Origin of the sequence: Micromonospora sp. NPDC049359, assembly GCF_044466585.1 — a bacterium.
In the GTDB taxonomy this organism is placed as follows: Bacteria; Actinomycetota; Actinomycetes; order Mycobacteriales; family Micromonosporaceae; genus Micromonospora.
Genome location: NZ_JBITMW010000001.1, coordinates 513,371 through 536,309, shown reverse-complemented (window position 1 = coordinate 536,309; position 22,939 = coordinate 513,371). Strand labels below are relative to the sequence as shown.

The 22,939-nt window shown below is 71.5% G+C and carries 24 protein-coding genes; 10 read left to right on the top strand and 14 right to left on the bottom strand.

Features of this window, described 5'->3' with window-relative positions; translation table 11 throughout:
• The first annotated feature begins 51 nt into the window (after nt 1–51).
• Nucleotides 52–1,086, top strand: a complete 1,035-nt coding sequence (locus tag ACIBTX_RS02470; RefSeq protein ID WP_357123788.1) for an aldo/keto reductase — start codon at nt 52–54, stop codon at nt 1,084–1,086.
• A 3-nt stretch (nt 1,087–1,089) separates the two neighbouring features.
• Here ACIBTX_RS02470 and ACIBTX_RS02465 read toward each other — a convergent pair whose 3' ends face one another.
• Complete coding sequence (locus ACIBTX_RS02465) at nt 1,090–1,581, bottom strand: NUDIX domain-containing protein (protein WP_357123791.1); 492 nt, start codon at nt 1,579–1,581, stop codon at nt 1,090–1,092.
• A gap of 71 nt (nt 1,582–1,652) precedes the next feature.
• Between ACIBTX_RS02465 and ACIBTX_RS02460 the strand changes: the two genes are divergently transcribed.
• Entirely contained in the window at nt 1,653–3,287 is a 1,635-nt protein-coding gene (locus tag ACIBTX_RS02460) for a fatty acid--CoA ligase (RefSeq protein WP_357124652.1), read from the top strand.
• 186 nt (nt 3,288–3,473) lie between these two features.
• On the opposite strand, the gene ACIBTX_RS02455 is transcribed toward ACIBTX_RS02460, so the two are convergent.
• From ACIBTX_RS02455 to ACIBTX_RS02430, 6 genes are all read right to left on the bottom strand, one after another.
• Complete coding sequence (locus ACIBTX_RS02455; RefSeq protein ID WP_357123794.1) at nt 3,474–4,484, bottom strand: NADPH:quinone reductase; 1,011 nt, start codon at nt 4,482–4,484, stop codon at nt 3,474–3,476.
• A gap of 73 nt (nt 4,485–4,557) precedes the next feature.
• Complete coding sequence (locus ACIBTX_RS02450; protein WP_357123798.1) at nt 4,558–5,211, bottom strand: HAD family phosphatase; 654 nt, start codon at nt 5,209–5,211, stop codon at nt 4,558–4,560.
• A gap of 32 nt (nt 5,212–5,243) precedes the next feature.
• On the bottom strand, nt 5,244–6,068 hold the full coding sequence (locus tag ACIBTX_RS02445; RefSeq protein WP_357393114.1) for a hypothetical protein: 825 nt from the start codon (nt 6,066–6,068) through the stop codon (nt 5,244–5,246).
• A gap of 189 nt (nt 6,069–6,257) precedes the next feature.
• Nucleotides 6,258–6,980: an FKBP-type peptidyl-prolyl cis-trans isomerase gene (locus tag ACIBTX_RS02440; RefSeq protein ID WP_357124659.1), complete on the bottom strand. Its 723-nt coding sequence runs from the start codon at nt 6,978–6,980 to the stop codon at nt 6,258–6,260.
• A 101-nt stretch (nt 6,981–7,081) separates the two neighbouring features.
• Nucleotides 7,082–7,720 (bottom strand): DUF4241 domain-containing protein, encoded by a 639-nt coding sequence (locus ACIBTX_RS02435; protein ID WP_396831948.1) that lies wholly within the window; start codon nt 7,718–7,720, stop codon nt 7,082–7,084.
• 71 nt (nt 7,721–7,791) lie between these two features.
• The gene (locus ACIBTX_RS02430; RefSeq protein WP_396831947.1) at nt 7,792–8,814 is read right to left on the bottom strand and encodes a Ku protein; all 1,023 of its coding nucleotides are present in this window, start codon (nt 8,812–8,814) and stop codon (nt 7,792–7,794) included.
• 85 nt (nt 8,815–8,899) lie between these two features.
• Here ACIBTX_RS02430 and ligD (ACIBTX_RS02425) point away from each other — a divergent pair, with 85 nt between their 5' ends.
• Both ligD (ACIBTX_RS02425) and ligD (ACIBTX_RS02420) read left to right on the top strand, forming a co-directional pair.
• Entirely contained in the window at nt 8,900–9,841 is a 942-nt protein-coding gene (gene ligD, locus ACIBTX_RS02425; protein WP_357171998.1) for a non-homologous end-joining DNA ligase, read from the top strand.
• A complete protein-coding gene (gene ligD, locus ACIBTX_RS02420; protein ID WP_396831946.1) occupies nt 9,831–10,742 on the top strand; it encodes a non-homologous end-joining DNA ligase in 912 nt (303 codons plus the stop codon). Before ligD (ACIBTX_RS02425) ends, ligD (ACIBTX_RS02420) begins: the two co-directional genes overlap by 11 nt.
• Before the next feature lie 47 nt (nt 10,743–10,789).
• Here ligD (ACIBTX_RS02420) and ACIBTX_RS02415 read toward each other — a convergent pair whose 3' ends face one another.
• The 3 genes from ACIBTX_RS02415 to ACIBTX_RS02405 all read right to left on the bottom strand — a co-directional run bounded on the left by ACIBTX_RS02415 (nt 10,790) and on the right by ACIBTX_RS02405 (nt 15,156).
• Complete coding sequence (locus tag ACIBTX_RS02415; RefSeq protein ID WP_357171996.1) at nt 10,790–11,557, bottom strand: alpha/beta hydrolase; 768 nt, start codon at nt 11,555–11,557, stop codon at nt 10,790–10,792.
• 245 nt (nt 11,558–11,802) lie between these two features.
• Complete coding sequence (locus ACIBTX_RS02410; protein ID WP_357171995.1) at nt 11,803–14,109, bottom strand: esterase-like activity of phytase family protein; 2,307 nt, start codon at nt 14,107–14,109, stop codon at nt 11,803–11,805.
• A 138-nt stretch (nt 14,110–14,247) separates the two neighbouring features.
• Nucleotides 14,248–15,156, bottom strand: coding sequence for an NAD(P)-binding domain-containing protein (locus ACIBTX_RS02405; RefSeq protein ID WP_357171994.1), 909 nt, complete (start codon nt 15,154–15,156; stop codon nt 14,248–14,250).
• A gap of 58 nt (nt 15,157–15,214) precedes the next feature.
• On the opposite strand from ACIBTX_RS02405, the gene ACIBTX_RS02400 reads away from it, so the two are divergent.
• From ACIBTX_RS02400 to ACIBTX_RS02390, 3 genes are all read left to right on the top strand, one after another.
• Entirely contained in the window at nt 15,215–15,583 is a 369-nt protein-coding gene (locus ACIBTX_RS02400) for a MerR family transcriptional regulator (RefSeq protein ID WP_357123822.1), read from the top strand.
• Between the two features lie 67 nt (nt 15,584–15,650).
• A complete protein-coding gene (locus ACIBTX_RS02395) occupies nt 15,651–16,169 on the top strand; it encodes a SigE family RNA polymerase sigma factor (RefSeq protein WP_357123825.1) in 519 nt (172 codons plus the stop codon).
• 5 nt (nt 16,170–16,174) lie between these two features.
• Nucleotides 16,175–17,059, top strand: a complete 885-nt coding sequence (locus tag ACIBTX_RS02390) for a hypothetical protein (RefSeq protein WP_357393044.1) — start codon at nt 16,175–16,177, stop codon at nt 17,057–17,059.
• Here the strand turns inward: ACIBTX_RS02390 and ACIBTX_RS02385 are convergent.
• A complete protein-coding gene (locus ACIBTX_RS02385; RefSeq protein WP_396831944.1) occupies nt 17,043–18,107 on the bottom strand; it encodes a hypothetical protein in 1,065 nt (354 codons plus the stop codon). The genes ACIBTX_RS02390 and ACIBTX_RS02385 overlap by 17 nt on opposite strands.
• 146 nt (nt 18,108–18,253) lie before the next feature.
• On the opposite strand from ACIBTX_RS02385, the gene ACIBTX_RS02380 reads away from it, so the two are divergent.
• Complete coding sequence (locus ACIBTX_RS02380) at nt 18,254–19,006, top strand: TIGR03089 family protein (RefSeq protein WP_357171991.1); 753 nt, start codon at nt 18,254–18,256, stop codon at nt 19,004–19,006.
• 5 nt (nt 19,007–19,011) lie between these two features.
• Here the strand turns inward: ACIBTX_RS02380 and ACIBTX_RS02375 are convergent, their stop codons facing one another.
• Nucleotides 19,012–19,674: a tetratricopeptide repeat protein gene (locus tag ACIBTX_RS02375; RefSeq protein WP_357171990.1), complete on the bottom strand. Its 663-nt coding sequence runs from the start codon at nt 19,672–19,674 to the stop codon at nt 19,012–19,014.
• Between the two features lie 264 nt (nt 19,675–19,938).
• On the opposite strand from ACIBTX_RS02375, the gene ACIBTX_RS02370 reads away from it, so the two are divergent.
• Nucleotides 19,939–20,883, top strand: a complete 945-nt coding sequence (locus tag ACIBTX_RS02370; RefSeq protein ID WP_396831943.1) for a zinc metalloprotease — start codon at nt 19,939–19,941, stop codon at nt 20,881–20,883.
• Nucleotides 20,884–20,986: 103 nt separating this feature from the next.
• Here ACIBTX_RS02370 and ACIBTX_RS02365 read toward each other — a convergent pair whose 3' ends face one another.
• On the bottom strand, nt 20,987–21,262 hold the full coding sequence (locus tag ACIBTX_RS02365) for a hypothetical protein (protein WP_357393054.1): 276 nt from the start codon (nt 21,260–21,262) through the stop codon (nt 20,987–20,989).
• Nucleotides 21,263–21,706: 444 nt separating this feature from the next.
• On the opposite strand from ACIBTX_RS02365, the gene ACIBTX_RS02360 reads away from it, so the two are divergent.
• Nucleotides 21,707–21,916, top strand: a complete 210-nt coding sequence (locus ACIBTX_RS02360; RefSeq protein ID WP_396832128.1) for a winged helix-turn-helix domain-containing protein — start codon at nt 21,707–21,709, stop codon at nt 21,914–21,916.
• Nucleotides 21,917–22,031: 115 nt separating this feature from the next.
• On the opposite strand, the gene ACIBTX_RS02355 is transcribed toward ACIBTX_RS02360, so the two are convergent.
• Nucleotides 22,032–22,343: a hypothetical protein gene (locus ACIBTX_RS02355; RefSeq protein WP_396831942.1), complete on the bottom strand. Its 312-nt coding sequence runs from the start codon at nt 22,341–22,343 to the stop codon at nt 22,032–22,034.
• Nucleotides 22,344–22,939 lie beyond the last annotated feature (596 nt).

Here is a 22,939-nt window from a genome sequence, read left to right as displayed (position 1 = left end):
CCACGGAGCGCCTGACCTCGGCCTCCGCACCCACCACGAGGAGCAACACAGGTGAAGTACCGACTGCTGGGCACCACCGGGGTGTACGTCTCGGAGATCTCGCTCGGCGCGATGACCTTCGGTGGAAGCGGGCACCCGCTGTGGGGAACCCTCGGCGCGCTGGCGCTGCCCGAGGCGCAGCGAATGGTCGACACGGCTCTGGACGCGGGCGTCAACTTCGTCGACACGGCCGACGGCTACAGCGACGGTGAGAGCGAGGAACTGCTCGGCCAGGCGCTCGGCAAGCGGCGCCGGGACGTGGTGCTGGCCACCAAGGTGCACTCGCGTACCGGGCCCGGTCCGAACGACGTCGGCACCTCCCGGCTGCACATCATGCAGAACCTGGAGGACAGCCTGCGCCGGCTGGGCACCGATCACATCGACCTGTACCAGATCCACAACTTCGACCAGGTCACTCCAATGGAGGAGATGCTGCGCGCGCTCGACGACGCGGTCCGGCAGGGCAAGGTCCGCTACATCGGCTGCGCCAACTTCGCCGCCTGGCAGATCTCGAAGGCGTTGGGTATCTCCGCGCGGGAGAAGCTGGCCGGCTTCGTCTCGGTGCAGGAGTACTACTCGCTGCTGGGTCGGGACGTGGAGCGGGACGTGGTGCCGATGGCGCTCGACGCGAATGTCGGGCTGACCGTGTGGAGCCCGCTCGCCGGTGGTTTCCTCTCCGGCAAGGTGGGCCGGGATGGTGCCGTCGCCGACAGCGGCGCGCGCAGCGCCCAGCCCGGCTACACCAGTTTCACGCCGTTCGACTCCGAGCACGGCTTCGCGGTTGTCGACGTGCTCAAGGCCGTCGCCCAGCGGCACGACGTCAGCCCGGCCCGGGTGGCCATCGCCTGGCTGCTGTCCCGGCCGGCGGTCACCAGCGTGATCGTCGGTGCCCGCAAGCACGAGCAGTTGGTGGACAACATCGCCGCCACCGACCTCACGCTGAGCGAGCAGGATCTCGCCGAGCTGGACGAGGCCACCAAGCTGCCGGTCTCGTACCCGAACTGGATCCAGGAGGGGTTCTTCGCCGGGATGCGCCACCCGCAGTAGGACCTACTTGAGGATCAGTCGGTTCGTCTGCTCGAAGACGTCCAGGTCGGCCAGGGTCTCCAGGACCGACGCGGAGAGTGGGGACGGGAAGCGGTCACGGGCGAAGAAGCCCGCGTCGGTGGTCTCGTCGGTGACCCGGGTCAGTTGCCCGTCCCACTCCTCCACCTTGAACGCCGTGGTGAAGACCTGGTAGGTGTGCCCGTACATGTTGGTGCTGGTCCGGTCCGGGCCGGTGTAGAGCGCGAACGCGCAGACCCGTAGCGCCCGCAGGCCGGTCTCCTCGCGGACCTCGCGTACCGCGCAGTCGGCGATGGATTCGCCCAGCTCCATGGCCCCGGCGGGCATGGCCCACTGGCCGTTGTCGGAGCGTTGGATCAGCAGGATGCGGCCCGCGTTGTCGCTGACGACGGCGCGGGCGCCGACGAACATCAGCGTCCGGTCCCCGGCGAGCGCGCGTAACTGCCCCACGTACGAGTCGGCCCAAGAGATGCTCACCCGCGACAATTTACGGGGGTTCCCAACGTGTGACCGCCGACACTAGCTTGTTACCCATGCGTAGCACGATGATGGACGCTCCCCTGCAGGTCTCCCGCATCCTCGACCACGGCGCGGGGGTGCACGGCACGGCCGAGGTGGTCACCTGGACGGGCGCCGAACCCCGTCGGATGACGTACGCCGAGGTGGGCCGCACGGCGGCCCGCCTGGCCCACGCGTTGCGCGACGAGTGCGGGGTGACCGGCGACGAGCGGGTCGCCACCTTCATGTGGAACAACAACGAGCACCTGGTGGCCTACTTCGCGGTGCCCAGCATGGGCGCGGTGCTGCACACGCTCAACATCCGGCTCTTTCCCGACCAGGTCGTCTACATCGCCAACCACGCGCAGGACCGGGTGGTGCTGGTCGACAGCACGCTCATTCCGCTGCTCGCCCGGGTGATCGGCGAGCTGACCACGGTGCGGCACGTCGTGGTGGTCGGCGGCGGCGACCCGGCCCCGCTGGTGGCGGCGGCCGGCAACCGGATCACCGTGCACCACTGGGACGCGCTGCTCGCCGACCGTCCCGACGTGTACGACTGGCCGGAGGTGGACGAACGCGACGCCGCGGCGCTCTGCTACACGTCCGGCACCACCGGCAACCCGAAGGGCGTCGCCTACTCGCACCGGTCCATCTACCTGCACTCGTTGCAGGTCTGCATGCCGGAGGGCTTCGGTCTCGGACCGACCGACCGGGAGCTGGCCATCGTCCCGATGTTCCACGCCATGTCGTGGGGTCTGCCGTACGCGGCGTTCCTCTCCGGCGCGTCACTGATCATGCCGGACCGGTTCCTCCAGGCCGCGCCGATCGCCGAGATGATCGCCGCTGAACGGCCCACCCTGGCCGGCGCGGTGCCGACCATCTGGACCGACCTGCTGGCCTACCTGGACGACCACGACGTGGACAGCTCGTCGCTCACCGAGGTGATCGTCGGCGGTTCGGCCTGCCCACCGGCGCTGATGCACGCGTTCGACGAGCGGCACGGGATCGACGTCATCCACGCCTGGGGGATGACCGAGATGTCGCCGCTGGGGTCGGTCTCGCGTCCGCCCGCCGGGGTGGCCGGGGACGAGGCGTGGCGCTACCGCTACACGCAGGGTCGCGTGCCCGCGGGCGTGCAGGCGCGGATCGTCGGCCCGTCGGGCGAGCCGCTGCCCGCCGACGGCACGGCCGTGGGCGAGCTGGAGGTCCGTGGGCCGTGGGTGACCGCACGGTACGTCGGTGACGACGCCCCTGATCCGGAGAAGTTCCGCGACGGTTGGCTACGGACCGGCGACGTCGGCACGCTCTCCCCGGACGGGTACATCACGCTGACCGACCGCGCGAAGGACGTGATCAAGTCCGGCGGCGAGTGGATTTCGTCGGTCGAGCTGGAGAACGCGCTGATGGCCCATCCTGCCGTGCTGGAGGCGTGCGTGGTGGGTGTCCCGGACGAGCGGTGGGACGAGCGGCCGCTGGCGACCGTGGTGGTCCGTGCGGGCGCCTCGGTGACCGCCGAGGAGCTGCGGGACTTCCTGGCCGGCTCGGTGGCCCGCTGGCAGCTGCCCGAGCGGTGGGCGTTCATCGACACGGTGCCGAAGACCAGCGTGGGCAAGTTCGACAAGAAAGTCGTCCGTTCGCGGTACGCCGAAGGTGACCTGACTGTCCGGGAGCTGACAGCACCGTAACGTTTGACCGGGCACCGTCGCCTATGGGCAGAGGAGTACTCCTGACATTCCTCCCCAGAGGGCGGCCCCGGCGTTCGCACCGCGCCGGGGCCGCCCGCTCCACGCGGGTGACCCCGCACCGTCATTGTTGCGAAAATTGTTCGCCTCTGTCCCGATGACGGGGAAATCCGGTCCCCGACGACCCGTTCAGGCGTCGCTGGTGGTGATCAGCACCTTGCCGACCGCCGAGTCCTCGACCGCCTGGTGTGCCGCGGCCGTGTCGGCGAGCGGATAGCGGTGCAGCGGCAGACCGGCGTCCGCGCCCACCCGGATGCCGCCCTGGTTGGCGGCCGCCGCCACGTCGACGACACCCTGCGCCTTGGCCGCCTTCGGCTCCGTGTAGACCAGCACGAACTGCCACCGGGCGTTCACCACGTACAGCGGGCGGATCGGGAGCGTCATCTCGGTGCCGCCGTTGTCGGCGTACACGCAGACCGCCCCGCCGTTGCGGATCAGTTGCGCGTCCATCGCCGCGTTCTGGGCGGGCGCGACCTCCACGATCGTGTGGACCCCGTCGGGGGCGATCTTGCCGACCTCCTCGACCACGTCCTGCTCGCGATAGTTGATCACGTACGACGCGCCGGCCGACGCCGCGAGCTGCGCCTTCTCGGCACTGCTCACCGTGGCGATCACCGTGGCGTCGGCCCAGCGCGCGAGCTGGATCGCCGCGTTGCCCACCGCGCCCGCCCCGCCCTGCACCAGCACGATGTGGTCGGCCAGCGCGCCGGCGCGCAGCGCGTCCGGCATGAACTCGCCGGCCGTCAGACAGCGGTGCGCGGTGAGGAACGGAATGCCCAGGCTCGCCCCCAGCTCGAACGAGGCGTCGCCCAGCGGCACCGCCTGCCGCACCGGCACCAGCGTGTACTCCGCGCTGGTGCCCCACGGCCGCTGCCAGGCCGCCTCCCAGATCCAGACCCGCTCGCCGATCAGCTCGCCGCCGACTCCTTCGCCGACCGCCTCGACGACACCCGCGCCGTCCTGCCCCGGAATCTGCCACCCGTCCGGCGCGAACGCCCGGCGCGACTTCCAGTCCGTCGGGTTCACCCCCGAGACCGCCATCCGGACCAGCACCTCGCCCGGCCCCGGCTCGGGCACCGGCCGGTCCACCAGTTCCAGCACCGACGGGTCGCCGGTGCGCTCGTAAACGATGGCCTTCATCAGTGATCCCCTCGCTGGCCGGCGTGGCACGCCGCCGGCGTGCCGTCTGCTGCGGTACCCCGCACCGACCCCGTCATGCCAAACCGTCGATCAGCTGCGGGGTCAACTCACCGACCGACCCGAGCGTCACGGCCGCGAGCGCGGCGGCGTCCGGATCGAGGGGGTACGACGCGTGGGGCACCGCCACCACCCGCATCCCCGCCGCCGCGGCCGACCGTACGCCGTTGGACGAGTCCTCCACGGCCGCGCAGCGGGCCGGGTCGACGCCCAGGCGCTGCGCGACGCTCAGGTACACGTCCGGCGCCGGTTTGCCCCGCTCGGTCTCCTCGGTGGACAGGGTCGCGCCGAACGCGTCGGTCAGGCCGGTGGCCTCCAGTGCCGCGGCGATCAGCCGGGTCGGCGACGAGCTGGCCAACCCGAGCGGCCACCGCGCGGCCAACCGGCGTACCACGTCGACCGCGCCGTCGATCAACGGCACGTGCTCCCGGTAGCGCTGCGCCATCTCCCGCACCACCTCGTCGGCCACCTGCGCGGCGGTGCGCCGCACCCCCAGCTCACCGCTCAGGTAGTGGGCCCATTCGCCGGTGCTCATGCCCATCAGCCGGCGCTGGGTGTCGGGCTGCCAGGCGCCACCGTGTGCCGCCACGTACGCCCGCCGGACCTCCTCCCACACCGGTTCGGAATCCACGATCACGCCGTCCAGGTCGAAGACCACCGCATCCACCACGGACCCATCCTGCCCGACGGCGGGACCCACGGTCAGCCGGCCAGCGCGGGCAGCCCGATCGGGCTGTCGGGCGGGATCACCGTGTGGCAGGACCGGGCCAAGGGTTCCAGCAGCTCCCGAAGGCGGTCGGTGTCGCCTGGGCCGAGCGTCTGCCACGGATGCCCGGCGGACCGGTCGGTGGCGTCCTCGATCGCCTGGAATTCGGCATGGCCGGCTTCGGTGGGGGTGCCGTCCCCGGCCAGCCAGCCGCGCCGCGTCAGCCGCTCGCGGGCGGCCCGCCACTGCTCCTCGGACCAGCCCCGGCCGAGCAGGCTCTGGGCCGACATGTCCACCGCGACGCGCCAGGCCAGTACCTCCACCGGGTCCAGGCCGGCAGCCACCAGGGCGGCGATGTGTCCGTCGCCGCGCAGCTCCCGCAGCGTGGTGGCGGCCTGCCAGAGCCGGGCGAGGGGGTACTCCCCGACCGGCAGCGCCGCGTTGGCCGCCCCGAGCACCCGACCGGCGGTCTGCGCCGCCGAGGCGGCCCGCTCCAGCAGGTCGGCGGCCTCGGCCAGGTGCCCCTCGGGCAGCTCGTAGGTCAGCTCCGCGAGGGCCTGCACCGCGCCGGTCAGCCGGGCGCGCAGCGCCTCCGGCGGGGTGGCCAGCCGCCACACCGCGGGCAGGGCCCGGCTCACCATCGGCGGTGCGAAGCTGAAGAAGGCGGCGACGACCGGAGGGGCCTCGGCGGCGCCCAGCGGCGCGGCCCGGCCGGCGAAGTAGCCCCGCCAGTAGCCGCGCAGCCCGACCGCCTCGTACGCGGCGCGGGCCCGAGGGTGGAAGTAGGTGACCGCATGCACCGGCTCGAAGTACGTCCACATCACCCGGGTGGTACGCCCGAGATCCTCCAGCGCCGTCACAGGTACCTCCACCGTCCCGCGTCCGCGTCGTCACCCCGGACTGCGGCCGCCCGGGGTGACGCCGAACCTACTGCCGGAGGGTGACGGGCAGGAAGCCCCATGTGAACAAAGCCATCGCGCCGGGGTGACAACCGGGGCGATCCGGACGGGTCACTGGGCGGCGAGCACGTCCACCACGAAGCGCAGCGGACCGGTCGGCCGACCGCCTGCTTTGGCCTCGTCGTTGCCGTACGCCAGCTCGCCCGGGATGTCGAGCTGCACCCGGCTGCCCACGGTCACACCCACCAGACCCTGGTCCCAGCCGGGGATGACCTGGCCCACGCCGATCGGGAAGGTGGCCGGCTGGCCGGCGTTCCAGGACGAGTCGAACTCCTTGCCGTCCTTGTAGAAGACGCCCACGTAGTTGGTGGTGATGTTCTGCCCCTTCTTGACCGCCGGGCCGGTGCCCTTGATCATCGGGGTGACCGTGAGCTTCTTCAGCTCGCCCGTGCCCGCCTTCACCGTCGGCTTGCTGCCCAACGCCGGGTCCGCGCCCTCGGGAAGCTGCGGCGCGGGCGGCGCGGGCGGCGCGGTGGGGGCGTCCGGCGCCGCGGCGGAGGCGGACGGGTTGGCGCCGGAGGCGTTGCTGGGCTTGTCGTCCCGGTTCTTGTCGATCCAGACGAAACCGCCGATGAGCAGCGCCATCACGGCGACACCGACGATCCCGCCGGCCCAGGCCTGGCGGCGGCGCTTCGCCTCGGCCGCCTTCTGCGCCGCCAACTGGGCGGCCAGCCGCCGCCCCGCCTTCGTCGCCGGGCTCTGGCCCTCCGACCGGTTCTCCTGCGTGCGCTCGCTCACGTCGTCGACTCCCTGCTGCGAAGGTGTGGCCGGCACCCGGTGCCGGGGGGAAAGCCGACGCACACGGTACCCGCCCGGCGGCCCGCTGTGCCCGCCCCGGACGACTCGGATTGCCCAGAAACGCCGTCTGCGGGACGTTACTCCGGGACCACCATGAAGTCGGTCACGAACGAGGTGACCCTCCCGTCGGCGGTCCGCCCGATCCAGGTGCCGTAGCAGCCGTCGCCCCAGCCCGTGGCGACCGTGACGATGTTCGCGCCGGTGGCCTCGTCCAGCACGGCCGTGATCAGCCCTGGAACCGGCGACGAGGGCAGCCCGGCGGGGATGAAGACGTCCTCGATCCGCTCCTCGTCCCAGCTCTCCAGGGCGGCGAGCGCGGTCGGGTCGGCGAGCGTGCCGGCACCGGCGTCCACGCCGTACCCGAAGTAGTCGTCGGCGCCGAGCGCGGCGACGTCCTGGTCGCCCACCACGGCCTGCTCCCAGCGGGTCGTCGGCTCGGCGCGGATCACCAGTTCCAGCGCGGCCACCCGCCGGTCCACCTCGGCGTCCTCCCGCAAAACCACGGCCACCCAGGCGCGGGCGGGGTACCGCCCCGGCGCGACGGCCACCGTGTACGGCTCGGCCTCCGGTACGACCAGCGGATCGCACCCGACGACCCGACCGGTCGGCAGTACGACGTCGCCCAGCGGATGGGCCTCGACGAGGTACGCGCCGTGTTCGTCGGTGAAACGCGCCCCGGGCGTCAACAACCGGTCCAGGTCAGGGGTGTGCGGCATGGGGGCTCCTCCGGTGGCCGACGGCCGGCGGAGCGTACCCGGTCCGGCGGACACCGTCGGTGCCGCGTACCTCAGGCGCTCTTGCGGGGTGCGGTCTTGCGCGCGGCGGTCTTCTTCGCGGGCTCGGCCTTCTTCGCTGCGGTCTTCTTGGCGGCGGTCTTCTTCGCCGGCTCGGCCGCCTTCTTCTCGGCGGTCTTCTTCGTCGCGGTCTTCTTCGCGGGCGCCTTGGCGGCCTTCTTCTCGGCCGCCTTCTGCGCCGACCGGGCCGACGAGATGGGCGTCGGCTCGCCGCCGCCACCCCGCGCGGGCTGCTCGCCGCGCGCCGCCCGGGCCCGGTCCACCGAGGCCTTCAGCGCGGCCATCAGGTCCACCGCCGCGGCCGGCGCCTCCTCGACCTCCTCCGGCTGGACGACCTCCCGACCCTCCACCTTGGCGTCGATGACCTCCTGCAACGCGGCCCGGTAGTCGTCGGTGAAGACGTCCGGCTCGAACTCCCCGGTCATCGAGTCGATCAGGGAGCTGGCCATCGCCAGCTCCGGCGGACGCACCTTGAGGTCCTCGTCGAGGAATCCGAACTCGGGGGTACGGATCTCGTCCGGCCAGAGCATCGTGTTGAGCAGCAGCACACCTTCGCGGACCCGCAGGGTCGCCAACTGCTCCCGCTGGCGCAGCGCGACCTTGACGATGGCCACCCGCTCCGAGTCGAGAAGCGCGTCCCGCAGCAGCACGTACGGCTTGGTGGCCGTGCCCTCCGGCTCCAGGTAGTAGGCCTTGTTGTAGAGGATCGGGTCGACCTGCTCGGCGGGGACGAACTCCAGCACGTCGATCGCCCGGGAGCTGGTCAGCGGCAGGTCGGCGAAGTCCTCGTCGGTGAGGATCACCATCTCGCCGCCGCCGATGTCGTAGCCCTTGGCGATGTCGTCGTAGGTGACCTCCTCGCCGCAGACCGAGCAGGTGCGCTTGTAGCGGATGCGACCGCCGTCCTCGCGGTGCACCTGGTGGAACCGAATGTCCTTCTCCTCGGTCGCCGAGTAGAGCTTCACCCCGATCGAGACGAGCCCGAACGACACGGCTCCCTTCCAGATGGCACGCATCCTGCGCTCCCTTCCCCGATATCGACCATGCTCGCATCCGCAGGAACTCCACGCGAGGTGTTCGGCCTGCTACTACAGTCGGGTCGTGCCCGGCGCGCCGCTCAAGCCGATGCTCGCGATGACCGGGCCGCTCCCGGCGGGTGACGGCTGGGCGTACGAGTTCAAGTGGGACGGGGTCCGGGCGCTCGCCAACATCTCCGGCGGTGCCCAACACCTGTATGCCCGCTCCGGCGTGGAGATCACCGCCGCGTACCCCGAACTGGCCACCCTGTCCTCGCAGGTCGACGACGCGCTGCTCGACGGCGAGGTGGTGCTGCTGGGCGAGGGTGGGCAGCCGTCGTTCACCGCGTTGGCCGAGCGGATGCACGTCCGGGACCACGCCAAGGCCGCCCGGCTGGCGGCGGTGATGCCGGTGACGTACATGATCTTCGACCTGTTGCGCCTGAACGGCGACGATCTGACCGGCTGGTCGTACGAGCGCCGTCGGGAGGCCCTGGACGCGCTCGCGCTCGGCGGCGCGCGGTGGGCGGTGCCGCCGGTGTTCGCCGACGGCCCGGCCACCTACGAGGCCGCCGGGGAGCACGGTCTGGAGGGCGTGATGGCCAAGCGGGTCGGCGCCGTCTACCGCCCCGGGGTTCGCTCGCCGGACTGGGTGAAGGTCAAACTGGAGGTGACCGGCGACTTCGTCGTCGGGGGCTGGCGGCCGGGCGCGCGGCGCATCGGCGGGCTGCTGGTCGGGGTGCCCGGCCCGGACGGACGGCTGACCTACCGTGGTCGGGTCGGTGGCGGGATCGGCGCGGCGATCGAACGGCAGCTCCTCGCCGAGCTGGAGCCGCTGCGTACCGGCGCGTCACCGTTCGCGGCGGGCGTGCCGCGCGAGGATGCCCGCGGGGCCATCTGGGTAGCACCCCGGGTGGTGGTGGAGGTGAAGTACGGCCAGCGCACCCCCGACGGCCGGCTGCGCTTCCCCCGGGTGCTGCGGTTGCGCCCGGACAAGCCGCCGGAGGAGGTCGACGATGCCGGCTGAGAAGCTGCGGGTGGACGTCGAGGGCCGCGCGTTGGAGCTGTCCAACCTGGACAAGGTCCTCTATCCGGCGGTCGGCTTCACCAAGGGCGAGGTGATCGACTACTACACCCGGATCTCGCCGGTGCTGCTGCCGCACCTGGCCGACCGGCCGGTCACCCGCATCCGCTTTCCGAACGGGGTGGACGACAAGTCCTTCTTCGAGAAGAACAAGCCGGCCGCGACCCCCGACTGGGTACGCGTCGAGACGCTGCCCGCGCCCGGGTCGACGAAGGGCCGGGAGACCATCGACTACGTCGTCGCCGACGACCTGCCCACCCTGGTCTGGCTGGCCAACCTCGCCGCGCTGGAACTGCACACGCCGCAGTGGAAGGTCGACGAGCACCCGGACATGATGGTGGTCGACCTGGACCCGGGACCGCCGGCCGGCCTCGCCGAGTGCTGCCCGGTGGCGGTGCTGATGCGCGACCGGCTCGCCGACGACGGCATCGACTCGTACCCGAAGACGTCCGGCAAGAAGGGCATGCAGCTCTGCTGCCCGATCGCCGGCACCCAGTCGGCCGACGACGTCTCCGCCTACGCGCGTCGGATCGCGCAGGAGTTGGAGAAGGCGCACCCGAAGCTGATCGTGTCGAAGATGGCGAAGAACCTTCGTCCGGGCAAGGTCTTCATCGACTGGAGCCAGAACAACGCGGCGAAGACCACCGTCGCGCCGTACTCCCTGCGGGCGCAGTCGGTGCCGTCGGTATCGACGCCGCTGACCTGGGACGAGGTCGAGGCCGGCGGGCGCGGCCGGAAACCGGCCGTCCGCCAGTTCACCGCCGCCGAGGTCCTGGACCGGGTCGAGGAGTACGGCGACCTGCTGGCCGCGCTGCTCCACGGCGGCCCGGAACTGCCCGACTGAGACCAGGCCTTCAGGACGTCCGCTCGTGGCAGGTCAACATCGGCAGTTCAGTTCCCGTGCGGCGGGTCGGGCTGTCCGCGGATCAGCGCGGCGAGTTCGTCGAACAACCGGCCCTGGGCGGCCGCCTCTGCCGATGCCGGGTCCGTGTTCTGGATGAAGCCGTGCTCCAGGCCGGCCTCCTGCCAGTGCACCACCCGTGCCCCGGCCTGCGCCAACCGGTGGGCGTAGGCATCGCCTTCATCTCGCAGCGCGTCGTGCTCGGCGGTCACGATGAGCGCATCGGGCATGCCGTGCAGGTCTGCTGCCAGCAAGGGGCTGGCGGGCGCGCGATCCACAGGGTCGGGCGTCCACTGCGTAATGGCCCAGGCGAGGAAGTCGGCATCAAGCGCGTGACCGTCGCCCATTTCCACGATGCTGGCCTGTGAAAGCGTCAGGTCGGTGTTCGGGCAGATCAGGACCTGAAGGGCGGGCAGGGGATCGCCCGCGTCGCGCAGCCGCAGGCAGGCCATGGTCGCCAGGTAGCCGCCGGCACTGTCCCCGGCAACCGCTGCCGGGCGCGCCCAACGGAGCACCGACACCACGTCCTCGATGGCCGCAGGGTAGGGATGCTCCGGCGCACGCCGGTAGTCGACGGCCAACACCTCGACGTCGCACGCGTCCGCGATGCGGCGACAGGTTCGGTCATGGGTGTCCAGGTCACCCAGGACGAAGGCGCCACCGTGGGCAAAGACAACCAGCGGCCGCGCCCGCTCGGAGGGCCGGTAGTGGCGCAGAACGATCCCGTTCGGTCCACGGAGATCTTCGACCTTGGTCAACGCGGGACCTGGGGGACGGTTTGCGGCTCGCCGCCGCGCATCTGCGCGGAGTTTCGACACGTCGGGACGGATCATGGAGCATCTCGCTTCTGCCACGGGCCCATCCCGAAGAGAGTGCGGATGAACAGGGCCGTCGGGATGTGGTCAACGATAACGAGGGCTTCGACCGGCCGTTCGCCGCGTGCTCGTGACAACACCGCGCCGCCCGGCGCCCGCCTGATCGAGGGGCGCCGGGCGGTCGGCGGTCACTTTTGGCCGAAGACCTTCCGGCTCGCGCCGAGGCGCAGGAGCACCGTCTCGCCGGTGGCGTCCTTGACCCCGTCGTTGTCGGTGATCGCGTACACCTCGCCGTTGCCGGACACGGTCAGACCCTCCAGCTTCTCCTGGGTCCAACCGTTGGTGGCCCGGAGCGCGGGCAGCACGTCGACGGCGAGTTTCTTCGGGAGCACGGTCAACGGGCCGGTCGCCGCCGCGACCGGCAGCGGCACGGTGTAGATCCGCTTCACCGTGGCGGCCGGGCCGTTGAGCTTGTCCCGCTCGATGACCGCCAACCGGTCGCCGACCACGGTGATCTCGGAGAGCCCCATCCAGTCGCCCGGCACGGTGGTGCTCTCCAACTGGTAGCCGAACCAGCTCCAGGTGCCCGCCGTGACGTCGTACCGGCCGAGACGCACGATGCCGGCCGGGTCGGTGCTCAGCTCCCGCTGCACGGCCACCCAGACGATCTCCCGGCCCTGCCGGTCGGTCGTCGCCGTGACGCCCTCCAGGCCCTGCTTGCCCAGGCCGGCAGCGACCTCGGCGGGCAGCGCGACGCTCTGCCGGGTCACCCCGGCAGCGTCGAGCCGGACCAGCCTGTTCTCCGTGCCCTTGGCACCCTCGACGGCGAGCCAGAAGCCGCCCTGCGGGCGGGCGAAGATGCCCTCCGCGTCGTATCCGACCGGCGTGCCGGCCGCGTCCCGCACCGGCAGCGCACCGGTGATCACGGCGGGCGTGCGCTTCGCGTCGATGGTGAGGATCCGGGTCTGGCTGTACGCAGCGTCGGTGACGCTGTAGAGCTGGTCCCGCTTACCCGGCACCGCGCTCAACGCGCCGAGTGCGCCCCACCCGATCGGAGCGCCTGACTCCTCCGACGCGGAGACGATGCTCGGGAAGGCCGTGGTGCCCCTGCCGATCCGGAAGAGAGACACCGATGCCCGGACGTTGACCGACGCGTCGTCCGTCTCGCTGGAGACGGCGAGCAGGCCGCGCGACGGGATGGGCAGCAGGCCCTCCGGTCCGTTGGTGGTCGGCAGGATCTGCCGGAACACCGGCCGGGTGGGGTCGCCCAGTTCGTACACGGCGACGAAGTTGCTGCGCTCCGAGCCGACGAAGGCGTACCGCACGCCGTCGTACTCGGCGACGGCCACGCCCTCCGGCTCGGTGCCCTTTTTGCCGGCCCGGTCCTCGTTGTGCAGCCCGTACGTGACGGCGAGCCGCTCGAAGGTGTTGCCGGCGTCCCAGGCGACCCGCCCGGTCCGGCTGTCGAAGACCGACCAGCCACGCGTGCCGCCGTGCCAGTCACCCTCGTTGGCCGTGGCCAGGTAACGGTCGTCGACCCAGGCCACCGCGTCCGGCTCGCGCGGAACGTCGGTGATGCTGCCGGTCAGGTCGATGACACCGTCCTTCGTGGTGTCGACCCCGCTGATCGTGGCGGTGCCCGCGCTGAACACCTTGGTGATCCGGCCGGTGGGCAGGTCGATCAGGGCGACGCCGTTGTTCTCCTGAAGCGTCACGGCCAGCTCGTTCCGGCCGTTGATCGAGACGTACTCCGGCTCCGGGTCGGTCGGCGCGGCCAGCCCGGCGTGGACAAGCGGGGGCAGCGCGCTGCCGTCGGCACCGGTGAGCGCGACCGGTCGCAGCCGCCACCCGGCCGGGGACTTCCCGGTCAGGTCGACGACCTGCACGAAGCCGGCGGGCGCCTGGGGAAGGTCGCCCTCCTCGCCGCCCGGCGGGGTGGCCTCCTCGTCGCGCTCGTTCTCGATTGCGATCGCGGCGTACCGCTTGTCCTTGCTGACCGCGATCGAGTCGGGCTGACCGCCGAGGTCGAAGCTCGTCACCCGCTGGCGAGTTGCCAGCTCGATCACGTCGAGTCGGCCGGACGGCTCGGTGTAGCTGCTGCTGGTGTTCACCACCACCAGCACGTACCGGCCGACCACGGTCACCGAGGTGGGCTCGTCCTCGGCGTCGCCGAGCTGCGCCAGCGAGAGCGTGCCGAGGCCCTGTGGCCGGTCCGACCGGGAGATGTCCAGGAAGCCGATGCGCCGGGCCAGCGCATCGGTGTAGATCAGGGTGCGGCCGTCCTCGCTGACCGTCGAGATCTCGGCGACCGTCGCGGTCGCGGGGTCCTCGCCAGCCGGGCGGTTCTGGAAGACCGGGTACGTGGCAACCCGGTCAAAGGCGAGTGCCGGTCCCGGGTGGTGGTGTACGCCGGCCGTGGCGGGGGTGGCCCCGGTCAGGCTGGCGGCAGCCACACCGGCCGCGGTCAGCGCGGTGAGTGTTCTTCTGAGTGTCAAGGACTTCCTCCGTCGGTTCGTACCCGCTCGGAGGCTGGCACTCGCCGGGGAGCGTCAGCTTGCCGCGACGTGAACAGCGGGCGAAGCGCTGAAGCGACGTCAGCCGCTGCGACGGCGTTTAGTCGCCGCTGACCGTGATCATCGTGCCGCCTCCGCCGGATCGGCTGGTACGAGCGACTGGGCCAGCCGGGCGTAGCTGTCGCCTCCGTGGCCCGCCGCGATGGCCCGTTCGATGATCGATTGCACGGCCTGTAGCGGCGTGGGGTCGACACCGCGTGCGGCCGCGGCGTCCCGGACGTGGCCGATCGCCGAGCCGGCCGACGCGATGGTGGAGATGTCGGCGGCGAAGGCCCCGGACGTGAGTTGGTCGGCGAACCGGTCGGCCATGTCGGGCAACAGGCCACCGATTCCTCTGGCGAAGCGAGCGAACGCGGTCGGGGCGATACCTTCGGTGCTGGCCAGGGCGAAGGCGTGCGCGAGCCCGCCGACGGACATGGCGAACAGGTCGAGCAGCGCCATCTCGTACGCCGCCGCCGTGCCGACGTCCGCCCCGAGGTAGGCGCTGGATCCACCGAAGCTCTCCAACCGGGGAAGGCTCTCGTCGAAGAGGGTTCGCGGACCGCTGTAGAGAATCGTCGCGGCCGGTGTGCCGATGGTCGGCGCGGGCGTCAGGATGGCGCCGTCGAGGTAGCTGACGCCCCGCTGCGCGGCCCAGTCCGCCATGTCCCGTGCCTCGGCGGCGTGCCCGCTGCTGAGGTTGACGAATGGTCCGCTCGGCGGGCGTTCGAGCCCCGACAGGATGGCGCGGACCGCTCGGTAGTTCATGACGCAGGCGATGACGACCGATGCCCGTTGTGCCGCGTCGGCCACCGTCGGAGCGAGCACCGCCCCCTGGGCCACCAGCGCGCTCGCCTTGGCGGGTGAGCGGTTCCAGAGCACGGTGGGGTGGCCGGCGGCGAGCGACGCGGCGGCCAGCGCCCGGCCCATCGGGCCGAGCCCCAGCACGGCGACGGTGCCGGATTGATTGTCCAGGTTGGGGTGTGTCACGGCGACGACGCTAGACCTTGACGTTGACGTGAAGGTCAAGCCCTGATCTGCTGTCGGGGTGCGGATCAGCGAACTGGCGCGGGAGGCGGGCACCACCCCCCGCGCCCTGCGGTACTACGAGGAGCAGGGCCTCCTGCAGCCGGCCCGTCTCGCCAGCGGTTACCGCCACTACGACTCCCAGGCGCTGCGGGCGGTGCGGCACATCCAACTGTTGTTGTCCGCCGGCTTGAACACCGCGGCGATCGCCGAGATCCTTCCCTGCATCCCGGATGACGCCACCGTGCTGGCTCCCACCTGCCCCGAGCTCCTCGACGCTCTCGCGGTGGAGCGCGATCGGATCACCACGTCCATCGACCAGCTCGCCGGTGCTCGCGCGGTTCTGGACCGGCTCATCCAGGCCGGCGCCCGGGCCCGCGACCAGTTCTGAGCACCGTCCGGCCTGCGAAGGGTGGCCGCCGCGACAACCTTCTGCGGGCCCGCTGCGTGGTAGGGGCGTGACCGACCAACAGAATCCTCTGTCCGCGACGGACCGGTCCTACGTCGCGTTCGTCGAGGTGGCGTGGGAGCGACATATCCGGCTGGCCATGCTGCTCTGCGGCGACCGCTGGCGGGCCGAGGAGTTGCTCCAGGACAGCCTGGTCCGGGTCTACGAGCGGTGGCGGCGGCTGTCCCGACTCGACGACCCGCACGCCTACCTTCGCCGGGCGCTGGTCAACAACCACACCTCGATCTGGCGGCGCCGCCGCCGCGAGAGCCTCGTCGCGGACGTTCCCGACCGGGCCGCCCCGGGTGGCGGCAGCGACCCCGACGCCGACGTCCTGCGCCGGGCGCTGCTGGCGCTGCCGGCGAAGCAACGCGCGGTCGTGGTGCTGCGCCACTACGAGGACCTGAGCGAGCGCGAGGTCGCTCAGATCCTGGGTTGCTCGCTGGGCACCGTCAAGAGCCAGAACGCCCGGGCGTTGGGCGCGTTGCGACACCTCCTGAACAGATCCTTCGACTCGGTGAGCAGGTGACAGTCATGAACGACATCGACGACCGTCTGGTACGCGGCCTACACGACCTCGTGGACGGCGAACCGGATTCCGCCCCGGACGTGCCGGCGCTGCTCGAGCGCGGTCGGCGGGGTCGCCGCCGTCGGGCCACCGCCCTGGCGGGTACGACCTGCGCGCTGCTGGCGTTGGGTGTCGGCACCGCCGTCACGGTGACGACGAACGCCCCACCCGAGCGTCCCGGCGTCACCGCCCGGGCCGCGCGTCCGGAGCAGGTCTCGCCGGCGCTGCGCCTGGTCTCGGCGGCCACCGCCAGCGAGAACATCAGCTACCGGATGCGCCTGGACAACTCGGGGCCGGGCGGGCTGACCTACGAGGGCGCGTTCGACCCGAGGACCGCCACGGGGTACGTCCGGGTTCCGCACGACGACTCGATCCAGACCGAACTGCTGATCAACGGCACCCGGTACGAGGGCGCGGAACGGCCGCAGGGCGAGCTGCCGCCCGACAAGGGACCGGGCGAGACGTACGGCCGCTACGGGCAGCACCCCGGTAAATACGACCGCCTCGCGCTGCAGGGCGACGGGAACGCCGTGCTGGGCGCCGTCGCACCCGACCCGGCTGCCCTGTTCGCCGCGCTGAAGAGCGCGAACGCGACGGTCACCGAGAACCCGGACGGCAGCCTGCACTTCACGTACACGACGGCGGACCGGGACGGGTCGACCGGCACGACCGGTGACGTCACGCTGGATCGCGACGGCCGGATCGCGACGGTGGCGCTCACCGTCACCTGGGAGTCGACGGCGAAGGGCCGGCTGGACCGGGGGACGGTCACCTCGACGCTCGCGTTGTTCGACTACGGCGTCGAGGTGAAGGTCGACCGCCCGACCGACGTCGTCATGATCTCGGAATAGCGGCGGGTGGCCCGGCGTCCACGATGGTGGACGCCGGGCCGGACGTGGCAGGGCGCAGCCGCCACCACGCGCCGCCGACCAGGGCCAGGGTGACGACGGTGACCGCCACGTCGCCGGCCAGGGCCGCTGCCGGGCTCGCCGGGGAGTACGGCGGCACCAGGTACGCGAACGCGGCGGCGCTGACCACGTTCGCTGAGGCGGCGGCGAGCACGTGCCGCTGCCCCCAGCGCACGCCCCCCGACCAGTACACGACCAGCGCGCCGACCGCTGCCGCGACCGTTAGCGCGACGAGCACCCCCGGCCAGCCGGGCGTCGGGTCGGTGAAGAGGTGGGCGACGACGACCAGTAGGCCGACCCAGAGCGGGTGCGGCACCCGCCGGGCGCGACGCGGACGGGCTTGCCGCCAGCGGGGCAGCAGGGCCGCCGCGACCAGGGCGAGGACGACCGCCGTGGCGAAGCCCAGTTGCAGCGGGCTGGCCAGGAAGTTCTTGCGGCCCTCGGGCGAGGTGAAGACCAGCAGGCTGCCGAGCAGATAGAGCACTCCGACCACGGCGAGCCCGGGTCGCCCGAGCCACGGCCGACGCCGCCGCTTCGCGCCGAGGAACGACTCGACGAACACGATCGGCGCGCAGATGGTCAGCAGGATGTGGTTACCGACGTAGTCGTACGCCTGCCGGAGGCTGAACCCGAGCCCCGGCACCAGCGACGCCTCGGCGGCGGAGCGGGTGTCGGCGTACTGGGTGTCGTCGAGGTAGCCGGGGTTGAACAGCGACTGGTCCACCAGACCGGCCTGCAGGACGCCGAACGCGGCGGCGAGCAGCACGATCGCCGGCCATCCCGCGCCTAGGCGTCGGGCGGCCTCCCGGATCAGGATCGCCGCTCCGCCGTACATCGGGCCCAGGGCGATGATCACCGGGAGGAAGTCGTCGATGGCGAAGCCACCCCACGAGCACTCGGCCGCCCAGGGCGCGAGCAGCAGCAATGCCACCACCGGCACAAGCCGGCGGCGCAGCGGCGGACGGTCGGCACGGTCGGGTTCGGTCGGCACGGATGCTCCTCGGCGGCTCGGTCGGGGGTCGCCGGTCACCGTGCGCGAGCCAGCCGGCCAGCCGCTACGGCCATCGGCCGATGGCGACGGCGACCAAAGTCGTTGCGTAGGGTGGTGCGGACGTCGTCACCACCGGGAGCACGCGGATGCAGCCACACGCCACGGCCGACCTGACGGTCCCGCCCACCGCCATCGAGAGCCCGCTGCTCAGCTACCGCGACGAGGCGACCGGCGAGCGCGTCGACCTCACCGCCCAGCAGGTCGGCGCCTGGTCCGCGCGCAGCGCGAGCCTGCTGCGGGACGGCTGCGGGCTCGGCCCCGGCAGCCGCGTAGCGGTGTTACTGCCTGCGCACTGGCGTACCGCCGCGGTGTTGTTGGGGGCGTGGGCGTGCGGGCTGGCGGTGTCGTTCCGGCCGCGTGCCACGGCGGGCCTGCCGGTGCTGGAGCCCGGCGGCGACCGGCCGTTCGACGCGGTCTTCGTGACGCCGGAGCGCCAGGACGACTGGTTGGAGGACGTGCCGGACGCGCCGCACCGCTACCTGGTCGGCACCGGGCCGGGCCGGCTCGCCGACGTGCCGCTGGGCTGGTTGGACTGGTCCGCCGAGGTGCTTCGCCACCCGGACGTCACGCCCGACCACACCGCCATCCGCCCGTCGGACCAGGCGAGCGCGGACGGCACGACCTACGGGCAGTGGGGTGCGCTCGCCCGGGAGGTCGCCGGGATGCTCGACCTGCGCGCCGGTGACCGGCTGCTGGTGGATGCGGCCGAGCACGAGCAGCCGCTGAAGTGGTTGCTCGCGCCGCTCTCGGCCGGCGCGTCGGTGGTCATCAGCGCCAATCTCGACCCGGCCCGACGGGACGCGGTCGTCGCCGCCGAGCAGGTCACCCGGATCCTCTGACCTGCCTAGATCTGCGTTCTCGCTTCTTCGATCTGCCGCACGACGGCATGGGCGCCGTGCGCCTGCGCGATGGCGTCCGCCTCGTCGAGGGTCGCGAGCGCGTCCGCGTGGCGGTCCTGGGCGGCGGCGACGTAGGCCAGCCCGACCATGTTGGCGGCCACACCGGACAGCGCTCCGATATCTCGGCGCAGCCGTGACGACTCCTCCAGCCGCTCGCGCGCTTCATCCAGCCGGCCGGCCATGTGCGCCGCGATGCCCAGGTGTCGCAGGGCCTCGGCCTCGGTCGACCGGTCGCCGACCTGCGCCGCCAGTTGGCGGGACCTTTCCAGGTGCGGGACGGCGGTCTCGTTGTCGCGCCGGATGATCTGGTGCAGGCAGCCGATCCAGAACAGCGCCTCGGCCTGGCCGCGGGTGTCGGCGAGGGCCTGGTACAGCTCGTTCGCACGCTCGAACAACGGCAGTTCCGCCGGGTCCTCGACGGGGGGCGTGTCGCCCCGGGATCGTTCGTCGAGATACCGGGCGTGCAGGATCCGCCCGCGGGCCAGCGCGGCGTCGGCCTCCACCGCGTCCAGGTCCCGTTCGGCGTCGGCCAGTACGTGGCCATCGCCGCTGTACACGGCCTGTTCGTAGAGCTTCCGGGCCCGTTCGATGCGATCTTCGGCGTTCATCGCCGCCCCCGTCCTGGCATCGCCACTGCGTGCCGGATCAGCAGCCTAGTGGTCGAGGCCTGCACTGTGTGGACGGTCAGCGAGGGGTGGCGCGGGCATGCCCGCAACCGCGCGGAGCGACCCAATCAGCGCTGGCGGATCAGGTTCCGTTACATCGGCATATTCCCTGCTCAGAGGGGCTTTTGTCGATGTCGTCGACGTGTTCTCATACCGATGCGACGGCATCGTCGAACCCGCACCGCTCCCTCACCGAAAGGTGCACCGATGCAGAGCAGATCCCCCTTCCGGCTGGCGGTCCTCACCGCCACCGCCGCCACGTTCCTGGCGTCCGGCGGCGCGTCCGGGGCGCTGGCCACCGCCGCCCCCGTGACCGCGTCCCCGGGTGTCACCGCCTGCGCCAGCGAGCCGAGCGCCGCCCGGGTCACCTCCGGCGCAACGGCCAAAGAGCCGGAGCTGTACTCGAAGAACGAGGCCAACGCCTACGGCGTGATCAAGGACGCGCCGCGGCTGCCCAACGGCAGCGTGACCGTGCCGACGGTCTTCCACATGGTCTCCGACCACCCGTTCACCGCCGCCGAGACGGCCCGCTGGAAGACCCTCATCGCGGCGCAGATGACGGTCCTCAACGACTCGTACGCCGGGCGCACGTCGGCGGACGCCTCGGACACGCCGTTCCGGTTCTCGCTCGTCGACACGACGTGGACGGTGAACAGCGCCTGGTACACGGTCGAGCCGGGCAAGAACGAGCGCGACATGAAGAAGGCGCTCTACACCGGCGACTCGGAGACCCTGAACGTGTACGCGGCCAACATCGGCGGCGGGCTCCTCGGCTGGGCGTACTTCCCGAAGGGCTACAACAACGGCCGCGACTACATCGACGGCGTGGTGATGCTCGACGAGTCGATGCCGGGCGGCACGGCCGGCAAGTACGCCCTCGGTGACACGCTGACGCACGAGGTCGGGCACTGGCTGATGCTGGAGCACACCTTCGCGCACGGCTGCTCGGCGTCCGGCGACTTCGTGGCGGACACCCCCCGCGAGGCCGCCCCGCAGTTCGACTGTCCGATCGGCGCGGACACCTGCACCGCGCCCGGCCTGGACCCGATCCACAACTTCATGGACTACACGCAGGACTCCTGCATGGACATGTTCACCGCCGGCCAGGCCGACCGGATGAGCGACGCCTGGGTGGCGTTCCGCGCCGGCTGACGTCCCGGGGCTGCCGGGCAGCTTGCGCGTGTTGATCAACTTGAGCGTGTTGATCAAGAGGTTTGCGTCACCGGAAAGCTGATCGGTGACGCAAACCTCTTGATCATTTTTGGAAGAGTGCGCGGCGCCGGGGCGCGCGTCGCGAGCAGGGCGCGGTGTGGTCGGGCGGTAGGGCACAACGGCCGCCGGCGGGTAGTCGCTGGTCGCAGAAGACCCAGTGGCGTACGCACTGCTGGTCCTCGGCCGACACGGTCACCCCGCCCGGCTCGACGTGGGCGCTGAGCCGGGCCAGCACGCGGGCGGCGGTACGGGCGAAAATCCGGGCCCGGAACAGGTCGGGCGCGGTCACCGGCAGGTGGATCACCCAGCGCTCGGTCATCGGTCTTGGCTTGCTGCCGTCGGTGGTCTTTCTTCGCGTCGGTTCAGCAGCCGGCGGATCAGGTCGCGCACGGGGGACCGCCCTTCGTCGGGTCGCGTCGAAGTGGAGGGGGCGGCCTCCGCCGGTTGCGGGCGGCGGAGACCGCCCCACCCTGCGACCGCAGCCTCGATCGGCGGTACGGCAGCAGGGCCGCGCCGGGGGAGCGCGGAGGGTGGGGTCTCGGCGGCGATGCGAGACCGGTACGAGAGGCGCCAACCGACCGCAGCAGCACCGCATCACCGACAGTGACGCTATTGCCACCGAGTCACCTATGTCAAGCATGTCTCCGAGTCAGCTACCCACTTATGTCACTCGTGCTACGTGTGTTGCCTGCGTCGAAACGGCTGATCAATACTGGGTGGGCCAACCGACTGCAAGGGGCCCCACGTGCCTATCCCGCCCACGATGGACGAACTGCTCGACGCTCTGATGGGAAAGATCAAGGACGGGACGTACCCGCCTGGGTCGCAGCTTCCTTCTGGTCGGGCGCTGGCGGATGCGTACGACGTCTCGCAGTCGACGATCAGCCGGGCGGTGGCGAGGCTGCGGAAGCAGGGTGTGCTGGTCGGCCGTCCGGGTCGCGGCGTCTTCGTTGCGGAGTCCCGCCGGCGCTGAGCCAGCTCGGGCTCGCCAGTGTGGCGGCGTGTCGGGTCTCAGGACCTGCGTGACAGATCAGTCTCAAGACGTGGGTGACACGTCCGGCTAGACGATCTTGCTTTTCCCTTGATGTTCAGTCGGCCTCTTGGAGGCACTGCACGGGGGTGTGGATGGTGTCGTAAAACTCGGTCTTTGGCCAGGGCGGTGTCTCCGGGGCGCCTTTCCAGGTGAGGTGGATGAGTGCCCAACGTTCGGGGAGCTGAACGAGGATGTCGTCCGACGCCTGCGACCTCGCAACGATCCTCGTGGGCTGGCCGTGCAGCGGGTGGCCGGGTGCCACCTCGATAAGAAGTTCGGTGTGCAGGGCTTTGCGTTGCTGTCGTTCGACGGGCTCGTCGCCGCGTAGGTCCCACCACGGGTCGGCGAAGACGGGTTGCTTTTCCACAGCTTCATCCTTGCGCAGCTCGTGGCGGTTCGGGCTTGCGGACCTTGAAGCGGGTGATGTCCTTGTCGGTGGTGCGGGGAACCTCGGTGAGGAGTTGATCGCCGTCGTGGACGCGGAGAGGTGGTGTCGCCGGCTTCGATGCTGAGTGTTCGGCCGGCGTGGATGTTGCCGACGTGGATGCGTCGACCCGCGACGACGAGAGCTCCTCGGCAGCTGACACGGCGTTCAACCCGCAGAGGTTCGGGTGCTGGGGTTGGTTGGGGTCCGGCGGGGCGGGCGTCGCGGATGCCGGCGATCTCGGCCGATGCCAGCGGGTTGGGCAGGTTGCGCAGAAGGACGCCGTCGGTGGTGATCTGCATGAGACCGCGGTCGAGTCGGACGGTGACACGGCGGCCGGCGAGGTGGTAGCCGACGGGGTGTTGCCGTCCGGCGAGGCTGATCAGGCCGGTGGCGTTCACGACCCGTTCGACTTCGATCGGGGCGCCGGGCTGGACGACTCCGGTGGTGATCGGTGGTGGTCCGGCGGGAGTGCCGTCGTCGGCGACGGGATGGCTAGCCGACGCGGCAGCGGGGAACAGCGGTGGTGTCCCCACAGC